Here is an 11,844-nt window from a genome sequence, read left to right as displayed (position 1 = left end):
AAAAAAGGTTGATTGGGTAGCATGCCGATATAATTTGACAGGGTGATGACGTTTTGATGTTTTTTTGATGAAGAAAAGCCCTTAAAATCGCAGTCTTTATACATAATCTCCATGATTTATCCGTTTTTTTTCTGCTCTGAAAATTTATATTAAAAATGCTTGTATTTAAATAAAGACTCATTGATTATCAATAGATTATTCAAGTTGATCATCGTTGCAACTGAACATTTTTATTTGACATTTCGCTCCCTTACATTGGAAGTAAAGCGCTCATGCTCTCCAGATTTTTTATTGATCGTCCCATTTTTGCTTGTGTACTTGCCATTATTGTGATGGCGGTGGGTTTGTTTTCAGTTTTAAATTTGCCTGTTGAGCGTTATCCAGATATTGCGCCACCACGGATTACGGTTTCTGCAAGCTATAGCGGTGCCGATGCACAGGCTGTTGAAGATAGCGTGACTCAAGTCTTGGAGCAACAGATCAAGGGAATTGATCATTTATTGTATTTTAGTTCCAGTAGTGATGCCAATGGTAGCAGTCGCATCAGCCTGTATTTTGCACAAGGGACAGATCCCGATGAAGCACAGGTTCAGGTGCAAAATGCCGTGAATGGTGCGATTAATCGTCTTCCAGATGATGTACAGCGTCAAGGGATTACCGTTCGTAAATCCTTAAGTGATTCATTTATGGTGATTGGATTGGGTGATCGTTCTGGTCGCTCAAGCAATATTGATATTTCTGATTATTTAAGCAATAACTTTGAGTTGAATCTAAGCCGTATTGAAGGTGTTGGTGAGGTCAATGTTTTTGGTTCGCAATACGCGATGCGGATCTGGTTAGATCCAACCAAACTTAGACAGTATCAGCTTATGGTCAGTGATGTCCGTACTGCAATTGAAAATCAAAATACCCAAGTTGCGGCAGGGGCAATTGGTGAATTACCAGCCAGTAATGATCAATATCTGAATGCCAAAGTGACATCGGGTTCACTGCTGCAAACGCCAGAACAATTTGAAAATATTATTATTAAAGCCAATCAAAATGGCAGTTTTGTTTATCTTAAAGATGTAGCAAGGGTTGAGGTCGGTGCTGAAAACTATCAGGTATTTAACCGACTCAATGGTTATCCAGGTTCAGGATTATCGATTTCCCTTGCAGTAGGTGCAAATCTGATGCAAACCGCAAAAGCGGTGTACGCCGAAGTCGAAACCCTCAAGAAAAATTTGCCAGACGGTTATTTTGTGATTTATCCACGTGATGATACACCGTTTGTCAAAGAGTCAATCTCCCAAGTCGTTTCAACATTGGTAGAAGCCATCGTATTGGTGGTCTTGGTCATGTTTTTGTTTTTACAAAACTGGCGCGCCACCTTAATTCCCGAGATCACCGTCCCTGTGGTGATATTAGGGACATTTGCGATTTTGTCCGTTTTGGGGATGAGTATTAATACTTTGACCTTATTTGCCATGGTACTCGCAATTGGTTTATTGGTCGACGATGCCATCGTGGTGGTTGAAAATGTCGAACGGATTATGCATGAGCAACAGGTCGATGCCAGACAAGCTAGTATTGAGTCCATGCAGGAAATTGGTGGCGCTTTGGTGGGGATTACTTTGGTACTCACCGCGGTTTTTATTCCGATGTCATTTTTTAGTGGCGCAACAGGAATTATTTATCGACAATTTTCGATTACCCTTGTCGCAGCGATGGCACTGTCTTTAATGGTCGCTTTGATCTTAACGCCTGCTTTATGTGCTGTACTTCTCAAACCCCAAAACAAGCAGTTTCGATGGGCACAGTGGTTTAATCGAAGTCTGGATAAACTCAAAAGCCATTATTTAACACTTTCTAAAAAATCCATTGATTTTAAATATATTTCTGGTGCTGCTTTTATCCTCTTGATTGTCAGCTTTGTTTTAATTTATCGGGCATTGCCGACGAGTTTCCTGCCACAGGAAGATCAGGGCGCTTTGATGGTTCAATTCACTTTACCTGAAGGGACGCCATTGAGTAAAACTGAAGAAGTTGGTAAACAAATCTCTGATTATTTTCAGACCACTGAAAAGAACAACACCAATGGCATTATGGTGATTAATGGCCGTAATTTCTCAGGAACAGGGCAAAATCTAGGGCAAGCCTATGTATCATTAAAACATTGGGATGATCGTAAGGGTAATCAAAATAGCGCACAACAAATTCGTGCCAGAGCTTCGAAATATTTTTCAAAAAATAATCAGGCACGAATTAATGTCCTGATGCCTTCGGTAATTCGCGGTTTAGGCAATTCAGATAAAGTGGATTTCTGGATACAGGATGTGAAAGGTTTGGGGCGTGACAAACTGATTGCTAGTTTTCAAAATCTGCAACAGCAAAGTGCAAAGAGTCAACAAGTCAGCAATCTTGATAAAAAAGGTAATGATGATCAGGCAGTATTAAACATTAAAATTGATCATCGGATTGCGATGGCAAATGGTGTCAATGTCAATGATATTAATCGAACTTTATCGACTGCATGGAGTGGAACTTATATCAATGACTTTATTGATCGTGGTCGTATCAAACGGGTTTATTTGCAAGGTGATGCCCCTTATCGTTCTAAACCTGAAGACTTAAGTTACTGGTTTGTCAAAAATACCCAAGGTCAAATGATCCCGTTTAATCAGTTTAGTGCTGTGCAATGGCAAGGTGCACCGCCTTTGTTGGAGCGGTTTATGGGGTATCCTGCGATCGAACTAGAAGCCGATGCCGCCAATGGTTCTAGTACAGGTCAGGCAATGCAGCATATCAGCCAAATGGTTGCTGATATGCCAGATATCGGTTTGGCATGGAGTGGGCTTTCATATCAAGAATTACAATCGAGTCATCAGGCGATTTGGCTATATATCATTTCGATTGCATTTATCTTTTTATGCTTGGCTGCGCTCTATGAAAGTTGGTCGATTCCAACCGTGGTGATGATGGCGATTCCATTAGGCATTGGCGGAACCATTCTGTTTAGTTATTGGTTTAACTTTGCCAATGATATTTATTTTCAAATTGCTTTACTGACCACAATTGGCTTGTCTTGTAAAAACGCGATTTTGATGGTGGAGTTTGCCGCGAACTTGCAAGAGCAGGGTGCCAGTGCAATTGATGCCGCCTTAAAATCTGCGGGTTTGCGCTTACGTCCTATTCTCATGACTTCACTGGCTTTTGGTGCAGGTGTGGTACCGTTGATGTTTTCTACGGGCGCAGGTGCGCTCAGCCGTCAGGCCATTGGTTATAGTGTTTTTGGTGGGGTGTTATTCGGCACGATTCTGGTTCTTCTATTCATTCCATTGATATATGTCGTGATTCGCTCTATGTTTAAATACCAGCCAGCTAAACGATGAAATCAAAAAGATTATCTGATGAAAAACAAAACCAAAAATTGAACCGCTGAATCTTGATAGAAAATTTGATAGCCGTTCAAGTCATCGTTACCTTTTTGATATGTATTCGATCGATTAATTCAGGTAAAAAATAAAATTAAGCCAGACAGAATAGTCTAATTTTTATTCGTGTCTACGCATACTTTATAAGCATAAACAGATGAAGTTTGAAGCACTGCTTCAGTTTTTGAGGGTCGATCATGAATGCTGCGCTTTTGTCTCAAGTCTACGAAGCGATGACTCAATTTGATATTGAGCGAGCTATTACACTGGTTGCGGGCATGAAAAAGGCAGATATTGCCGAAGTGTTAGAACACATGCCAGCACAATTCAGTTGTCAGCTTTTAGAACACTTACCGCGCCGCGCGAAAATCTTTGCCAAAATTGATCCTGCTTATCAAGCTAAGTTGGTACATGAGTTTTCACGAACGAGTTTAGCTGAAATCGTATCTGAAATGCCCTCAGATAAGCGCACCGATTTATTCAAACGTCTGGATTCTCAAGAACAACAAGCTTTACTGCCCGCTTTGGCGCAAGCACAACGCGAAGATATACGCCGTCTTTCGACTTATCAGGAGGAAACCGCTGGCGCAATCATGAGCTCAGAATATGTCACACTAAATCAGGACATGACTGTTGCAGAGGCGATGCAGACGATCAGGTTACAGGCACCTGATGCGGAAACCATTTATGAATCTTATATTATTGATGAAAAACGTCATCTGATCGGGGTAGTGTCATTGCATGAACTGGTTTTAGCGCCCTTACAACAGTTGATTCGAGAGTTAATGAATACCGATGTAATTAGTGCCTATGTGGATGATGATCAAGATGAAGTTGCTAAGAAAATCGCGCATTATGACTTAATTGCACTTCCAGTGATTGACCATCAAGGGACTTTGTTGGGTATTGTAACTTATGACGATGCCATGGATGTCGCCAGTGAAGAAGCCAGTGAGGACTTTTTAAAAGTAGGTGGGGTAGAGGCTTCAGCCCCCAGTTTGAATATCAAGGAAGCATCTCTTTTCTTACTTTATCGTAAAAGAGTATTTTGGCTGGTGATTCTGGTCTTTGGCAGTTTGTTATCAGGGTTAGGGATTTCACATTTTGAATCGGTGATTCAATCTAATATTGTATTGGTTTTTTTCTTGCCATTACTGGTTGGAAGTGGAGGGAACGCAGGCTCGCAATCGGCAACTTTGATGGTTCGTGCTTTAGCCACGGGTGACGTGGTCATGAAAGATTGGTTTAAATTGCTTGGTCGAGAATGTCTGGTCGCCTTAGGATTAGGAATTACCATGGCGATTGCAGTCGCGATATTAGGCTATATTCGTGGCGATACGATGGTCGCATTAGTGCTCATTTTAAGCATGATCGGCATTGTCTTGATTGGTAGTATCATTGGAATGAGTTTGCCTTTTATTTTAGATAAACTCGGTTTAGATCCAGCCAGTGCTTCCGCTCCATTGGTCACTTCGATTTGTGATGCAACAGGAGTGATCATTTATTTATTTATTGCTGCTCAGTTGTTGAATCAAGTGAACATCTAGAGAATTACGATCTACTGACATTTCATTCCTAGTCGCAACATCTGTGAAAGATCACCAGACCCTTGATGAAAGTCAGAACAAAAATACTGGAATGCATTAAACTACTTCAATCCATTTGATTTAGAGTTTTTATGACGGAACAAAAAAATTAACAGAACACGAAGTCATTAAGCTTGAGCGCGATTTGGCCAAGTTCGCCAATATGATGGATAGCGTGGTGCGTATTCCTTTTACCAAGCAAGGCGTAGGAGCAGATGCCGCCCTAAGTACAATTCCTTTTGCTGGCGATGCAGCAGGATTTGCGCTGACTTGTTATGCCATTTACAAAGCCAGGCAAATTGGCGTACCGCAACATAAGTTGAATCCAGTAATAAAATTGGCTGCGATGGATGCGGTGGTAGGCTGTATTCCAGTCGCAGGAACATTATTTGATATTTTTATTCGCCCGAGTCGTAAGGCACTGGATATCGTACATGAACATATTCGTGAAGAATACCAAATTCAAAGTCAATCACATCTGATACACCCGTATCTGCATGAAGCGCTGGAAAGAAAACAGCAACAGTCTGCATTTTGGCGAAATCCTGTGGTGAGCTGGATTTGGTTGCACTTACCAGATTTGATTGGACTGATTTTTCTAATATTCTTAGTTGCGGGTCTGTGGATGGGAACGCATTATATTTGGTCACTGTATCAAGGTCGTCAGTGATTGTGATCCCATCAATAAAAAATGCCAGTCAATCAGGACTAGCATTTCTCTTTTCATTGCTTCATTAATTTATGGACAATTTAACTGTTGTAACGCAGCAACACGTTGTTCAATGCTCGGATGAGTATGAAACAATGCGGCTAAACTAAAGCCTTGTTCTTTACCTTCAGCAATCGCAAATGCTTTCATTTCTTTTGGCATTTGATCAGGCAGTTCAGATTCAGCTTGTAGGCGTAACAATGCAGAGATCATGGCTTGTTTACCTGCTAAACGTGCACCTGCTTCATCGGCACGGTATTCGCGTTGGCGTGAAAACCATAGCACAATTGTTGAAGCCAAAATACCAAACACGATATCCAGTACAATGGTCACGACAAAATAACCCATGCCTGGCGCTTCGCCGTCTTGACGACCAAATACGTTACGATCGATAAAATCACCAATCACGCGCGCAAAGAACATGACGAAGGCGTTGACGACACCTTGAATCAGAGCAAGCGTGACCATATCACCATTGGCAACGTGACCAATCTCATGAGCCAGTACTGCACGTAATTCGTCTTTATTCATCCGTTCAAGCAAACCACTTGACACAGATACAAGCGCGTCGTTTTTGTTCCAGCCGGTCGCAAATGCATTGGACTGGTAAGAGGGGAAAATTCCCACTTCGGGCATTTGAATGCCTGCACGTTGCGAAAGTTCTGCAACAGTTTGCAATAACCATGCTTCCGCCTGATTACGTGGAGCATTCGGATCGATCAATTCTGTGCCTGTGGTTTTTTTCGCCATCCATTTAGACATGAACAGTGAAACGAGAGAGCCAACCATACCAAACACAAAACAGATGACCAAGAGGTTGCCTAGATTTAAGCCACCCGCGCCATGGTAACTACCGACACCGAAGAGTGACAAAATAATGCCAGCTACAACCAGTACCGCGAGGTTGGTTAGCAAAAACAAACCAATCCGCATCATTGAGTAAATCCTCTTTTAGGGTATTAAAATAAAATACAGCATGATCCTAAAATCATTAGGCTAAATATGAGGGGCTTTTCTTAAAAATTCAAGACCTATTATTTTATTTAAGGAATTTTTAAGTTAACTATTGTATGTGGCCTAACTCTCTAATTTGAAATATGAATTCTAGCAGATGCTGTCGCATTATCAGTCACATAGGTGCCTGGGGCATCGGTAAAACTGTTATTCGACACAGAAATAACCTGACGACTATATTTAGTTGGGTTGTCGGTACGCGGATTAACGGCTGTCGCCGAGCTATTATAATTGGCAGACTGGGCGATAATTTGAGGCGCTGGTGTGGTCGTCGAACTATTACTCACGCCTGAGGCGTAAAGATTGTTAAAGCGACTGGTCACACGGTGCACATAGTCTTGTGTTTCACGAAAAGGGGGAATGCCACCATATTTATCGACATTACCTTCGCCCGCATTATACGCTGCCAATGCGAGTTGAGTATTGCCATTAAAGCGTTTCAGCAACCAGCTTAAATATTTGGCACCGCCAAAAATATTTTCGTAGGGATCATAGACATTAGACACATTAAAACGCTTTGCTGTCGCAGGCATCAGTTGCATTAAACCTTGTGCACCTACAGGTGAGCGGGCATTGGTATTAAAACCAGACTCAGTATGCATGACGGCTTTAATCAAACCTTCAGAAATACCATGCTGTTGAGCCGCCTGACGAATAATTTGATCAAATGCATTCTTATTTTTACTATAGCTTGGTAAAACGGCGGCTTCAGAGTTGCCCCAGTTGCGATAAGAATGAATATTACTGTCTGGATAATACGTGGCTTTAATTTTTGTCAGTGAGCGATCTGAACTTTTTCGATTGGTCAGTAAGGTGCCGCCCTCTCTATCCTTATAAATGTAAATTTGTCCAGCATGCGTAGCTACAGTCATTATGGCTGTAACGACTGACCCCAAAATAAAATGTAAAGAAAAATGCACACTCTTTTTCATTGTATATTATTCGCTGTATCAAAATGTGTAACGTCACGTAATCTAGTTTAACAAAAAAAGTAAATTGGCTAGATTTGATGTTAGTTTTTTTAAAGCTGTTTGACAAATAAAATCAAGTTTTTTTGTCTGAATCTTCATCAAAAAAAAATTAAAAAATATTTTAGAAAAGTCTGCTTGACATGTTTAATATGTTGAAAAATATAAATAAAAATAATTGATTAAAAAATGATCAATTTAAACAAAAGCCTTATTTTCACATCACAATACTTTGTCAAGCCTAAAGAAATCCACAATTTTATCCACAGGTTTTGTGGAAAACTGTGGAAAAGTCCAAAATATAAGCATCTTGACCAAATCTTACTCAATCAGGCTTAATTTTTTCTTTAAAGCTGACCAGTATAAATCTTAAAAATGACAAAGCAGAGAAATTAAAATTCTTTAGGTGCGCTTCATGGATGAATCGGATAAAATTATGCGGTATTTTTCTTATGGTAACGTGTGTCTATGTACTCGCCAGTTGAGTCCGATCAGGGATTTAATTTTAAACCTGAGCTGCCAACCAGTTCAGCATATTATCGTTTGCTCAAAAAGCTTCGCCGTCAGGTCGGTCATGCGATTCGTGACTTTAAGATGATTGAGGATGGCGATAAAGTCATGGTGTGTGTGTCTGGTGGCAAAGACAGCTACACTTTGCTGGATATTTTATTGCAGTTTAAACGTATCGCGCCGATTAATTTTGATATCGTTGCAGTAAATTTGGACCAGAAACAGCCGGGTTTTCCAGAAGATGTTTTGCCACGTTATATGGAAGAAAATCATATTCCCTATTACATTTTGGAAAAAGACACCTATACCATTACCAAGCGTTTAACCCCTGAGGGTAAAACGTATTGTGCCGTTTGCTCACGGTTACGTCGTGGTTCGCTTTATGGTTTTGCTCAGGAAATAGGGGCGACCAAAGTTGCGCTTGGACATCATCGTGATGATATTATTGCGACTTTCTTTTTAAACCTGTTTCATGGCGGTAGTCTGAAGGCGATGCCACCCAAACTTTTATCTTCAGATAAAAAAAATATTTTGATTCGTCCTTTGGCGTATGTTGAAGAAAAAGACATCATCAAATATGCCGAAATGCGTCAGTTCCCAATTATCCCATGTAATTTGTGCGGTTCTCAGGAAAACCTGCAACGTGCCATGTTGAACGACATGTTACGTGAATGGGACAAACAGTATCCAAAACGCCTACACAGTATCTTTGGTGCTTTGCAAAATGTCTCACCATCACAATTGGCAGATCGAGAATTGTTTGATTTTGAAGTACTTGATTCACAACGCGAATTGGATTTTAAAGACCCTGAAGAAATCAAGAAAAAACTGGATGTTGTTAATCTGAGTTTTGCTGCCGAATAAGCGATTTAAATGCTAACTTACTTATAAGTTAGCATTTTTTTTACACAATGAGTTTGAAAATAATCAGAAATGAATGGTGCGTACAAAAAAGGTTAGCTCAAAATAAAAAGAACGTGCTATAACAATGCACAAGCAAATTGCTTCAAAATGATGTTGTCTATGCTTGATTTAGTCAACACAAGGAATTGAACAAATATATTTGAGGAAAAAACATGCCTGCATTTTTAACTGATGACTGGTTTTCTACTGTCGACCAATTAACTGCTGAGGCAGGTGACTTAAATTTACCACCAGCATTGGCGAATTTGGCAATTAATCTTGTTGTTACCGATTCTACTGGCAACACCGAATTAGCTTTAGATGGCGGAAAAATTCAAAAGGGTTTGTCATCAAATGCAAAAACAACGTTGAATATGGATGCTGAAACTCTTCGTAAAGTGTTTCTAGAGTTTGATATGGCTGCAGCTATGCAGGCATTTATGACGGGTAAAATTAAAGTACAGGGTGATATGTCTCAATTGATGGCATTGCAGACTGCTAAACCGAGTCAGGAACAAAAAACTTTGTTCAAAAAAGTGCTTGAACAAACAGCATAATCGTGCGGTATAAAAAAGCTTAGTCCATTTGGACTAAGCTTTTTTCTAAACAGCAACAGACTTTAAGATAAATCCAAATATTAAACATCAATCCAGCGTTCACTGGTTTTAATGTGCTCTACATAAGCGCGAATACGAGTGACATACTGTACAGCCTGACGATAACGACCATTGCTGGCTTTATTACGATTTAAATAATCATAAAAAACCACCCAGTTATTTGGGTTTTTACCTTGATTTTGTAAACGCTTCTGGATCTGACTCACGGCACCTGGCCCCATGTTATAAGCCACTAAGGCATACCAGTTACGGTCTGGGTAGGGGATATCCTGATATTGACTGAGCATCAGATCATAATATTTAGCGCCACCTTGAATACTTTGTGCTGGATCAACACGATCGGTTACACCCATCGCCCGTGCGGTATTGTTGGTGAGCATCATCAGCCCACGGACACCTGTAGGTGAAACTGAATTAGGTTTCAAATACGATTCCTGATAACCAATTGCAGCCAGTAGTTGCCAGTCCAAATCATACTTTTCAGCAGTTTTCTTGAAACTTGCCTTATAGATCGGTAAGCGATTATCTAAATCACGTTTAATGGTGGGCCACGATTCAGGTGTAACCACGTTGCGATTATAAAATGACGCTAATTGGCCGGTAATACCGTTTTGTTTGCTTTGACAAATAAATCCACTGGCTGTTTGTGAAAGTGGATCATCGGCATATTTAAATACCCAATTCAGTTGAGTATTTAAACCATTTTTGGCCAAATTGGTGTCGTCACCGCAACTGGCTGAAAATGAAATCAAATGCTTATTTTCGACCGTTTTAAAAGTTGCAGTAGTCATGGCAAAGTTTGCTTTACCTTGTGCAACCATATTTAAGGCGGTCGCATTGTCTTTCACAGTTTTAAAATTCAGCTTAACATTTAAACTTTTTGCATACTGTCTGGTAAGGTCGTAGCCAAAACCATGTAAAAACTGACCTTCTTTGAATACAGTCGTGGGAGATTCAACTGCGACAACGGTGAGTGTACTGCTATTTAAGACATCATTATATTGATGTGTTTTACCCGCATTAATACTATGAAAAGGAATGAGGGCGGTGCTTAGCGCTAAGGCTCTAAATGGGATGGAAGGAAATAGTGAATTTAGGCCAAGCCTCGATCCAGTGGTTGAACTACTGTGCATGTTGTCTCCGCTACAGATAATTTACGCCCTAAAAATCCAGACAAAATGCTTCCAGATTTTCAACAAGTTGGTAAATCCAAGAGGGGTGGGCAGTCATGACGTCATTCAAAAAATGACTATGGAAAAACTGACACTATGTAGAAATACTACATAGTTTAAAAAATGACCAAATGTAAGTCAGGGCGAATAATAGTCACCTTGAATCTAAATGTCAAATATTTTGCATAAAAAACATACCGACCAATTGCTAAGTTAATGATTTAAAAAAGAGATGTATTTATATAATTTCTACATGTTGAAATCACGGATAAAATGCTAATTCTTGTAAAGACAATGTTGTGTTTTAGTTGGTGGAGATCATGAAATTTCACTTAAAGAGCATCGTCGGCGCAAAACCAAACCAGTTGGCTTTTTTTAAAGGGCTGGTATGAGATTCATGCAGATGGATTTGAATAACTGATCCCAATGATATACCAGTTTTTCTTGCCAGAAGGGGTTAAGACCTGTACTTCATCATCGATGCTTTTTCCTAAACAGGCTTTTGCCATAGGTGACTGAAGGGAAATGTAATCTTTGCGACCATAAATTTCTTCATCGCCGACAATACGAAACTGAATGGTTTCTCCGTCATCATTTTCTAACGCCACCCATGCACCAAAATATGCTTTACCGTCTTGTTCGGGACTATATTCAACTTTGTGCGCAACCTCAAAAAGTTTGGTTAAGTATCTGATTCGACGATCAATTTCTCTTAACTTTCTTTTATTGTAGTGGTAGTCTGCGTTTTCAGACCGATCGCCGAGACTGGCTGCCCAAGACACAATACTAGTAATTTCAGGTCGTTCTTTGCGCACCAGATGATTTAACTCATGTTGCAAACGTTGATAGCCTTCCGCTGTTAATAATTTTCGGTTCATCCACCCCTCCATATTTAAAAAAAGTAACTGATTGTACCAGTCTGCAAACTGGTGGTCATTTTTATCTCCAACTA

General features: G+C 40.1%; 9 protein-coding genes. 5 read left to right on the top strand and 4 right to left on the bottom strand.

The annotated features are described in order from the left end of the window. The first annotated feature begins 272 nt into the window (after nt 1-272). The 3 genes from JR005_RS14240 (at nt 273) to JR005_RS14230 (ending at nt 5,669) form a co-directional block, all read left to right on the top strand. Nucleotides 273-3,371: an efflux RND transporter permease subunit gene (locus JR005_RS14240; RefSeq protein WP_218665346.1), complete on the top strand. Its 3,099-nt coding sequence runs from the start codon at nt 273-275 to the stop codon at nt 3,369-3,371. Nucleotides 3,372-3,610: 239 nt separating this feature from the next. Then, entirely contained in the window at nt 3,611-4,960 is a 1,350-nt protein-coding gene (gene mgtE, locus JR005_RS14235; RefSeq protein WP_218665345.1) for a magnesium transporter, read from the top strand. Nucleotides 4,961-5,126: 166 nt separating this feature from the next. Further along, nucleotides 5,127-5,669 (top strand): DUF4112 domain-containing protein, encoded by a 543-nt coding sequence (locus tag JR005_RS14230; protein WP_218665847.1) that lies wholly within the window; start codon nt 5,127-5,129, stop codon nt 5,667-5,669. Nucleotides 5,670-5,738: 69 nt separating this feature from the next. Here JR005_RS14230 and htpX read toward each other — a convergent pair whose 3' ends face one another. Both htpX and JR005_RS14220 read right to left on the bottom strand, forming a co-directional pair. After that, a complete protein-coding gene (gene htpX / locus JR005_RS14225) occupies nt 5,739-6,644 on the bottom strand; it encodes a protease HtpX (protein ID WP_004990141.1) in 906 nt (301 codons plus the stop codon). Between the two features lie 149 nt (nt 6,645-6,793). Continuing rightward, nucleotides 6,794-7,654: a lytic transglycosylase domain-containing protein gene (locus JR005_RS14220; RefSeq protein WP_218665344.1), complete on the bottom strand. Its 861-nt coding sequence runs from the start codon at nt 7,652-7,654 to the stop codon at nt 6,794-6,796. Nucleotides 7,655-8,158: 504 nt separating this feature from the next. Here JR005_RS14220 and ttcA point away from each other — a divergent pair. Both ttcA and JR005_RS14210 read left to right on the top strand, forming a co-directional pair. Then, on the top strand, nt 8,159-9,064 hold the full coding sequence (gene ttcA, locus JR005_RS14215) for a tRNA 2-thiocytidine(32) synthetase TtcA (protein ID WP_004990137.1): 906 nt from the start codon (nt 8,159-8,161) through the stop codon (nt 9,062-9,064). Nucleotides 9,065-9,276: 212 nt separating this feature from the next. After that, nucleotides 9,277-9,660, top strand: coding sequence for an SCP2 sterol-binding domain-containing protein (locus tag JR005_RS14210; protein ID WP_004990135.1), 384 nt, complete (start codon nt 9,277-9,279; stop codon nt 9,658-9,660). 80 nt (nt 9,661-9,740) lie between these two features. On the opposite strand, the gene JR005_RS14205 is transcribed toward JR005_RS14210, so the two are convergent. Continuing rightward, nucleotides 9,741-10,853, bottom strand: a complete 1,113-nt coding sequence (locus JR005_RS14205) for a transglycosylase SLT domain-containing protein (protein WP_218665343.1) — start codon at nt 10,851-10,853, stop codon at nt 9,741-9,743. Between the two features lie 434 nt (nt 10,854-11,287). Continuing rightward, nucleotides 11,288-11,770 (bottom strand): transcription elongation factor GreB, encoded by a 483-nt coding sequence (gene greB, locus JR005_RS14200; RefSeq protein WP_218665342.1) that lies wholly within the window; start codon nt 11,768-11,770, stop codon nt 11,288-11,290. Between the last annotated feature and the right edge of the window lie 74 nt (nt 11,771-11,844).

Source organism: Acinetobacter sp. Colony158, from assembly GCF_019264745.1.
GTDB classification, from domain to species: Bacteria; Pseudomonadota; Gammaproteobacteria; order Pseudomonadales; family Moraxellaceae; genus Acinetobacter; species Acinetobacter ursingii.
The sequence above is the reverse complement of the archived record's forward strand: the minus strand, read 5'-3'. Positions and strand labels throughout refer to the sequence as shown.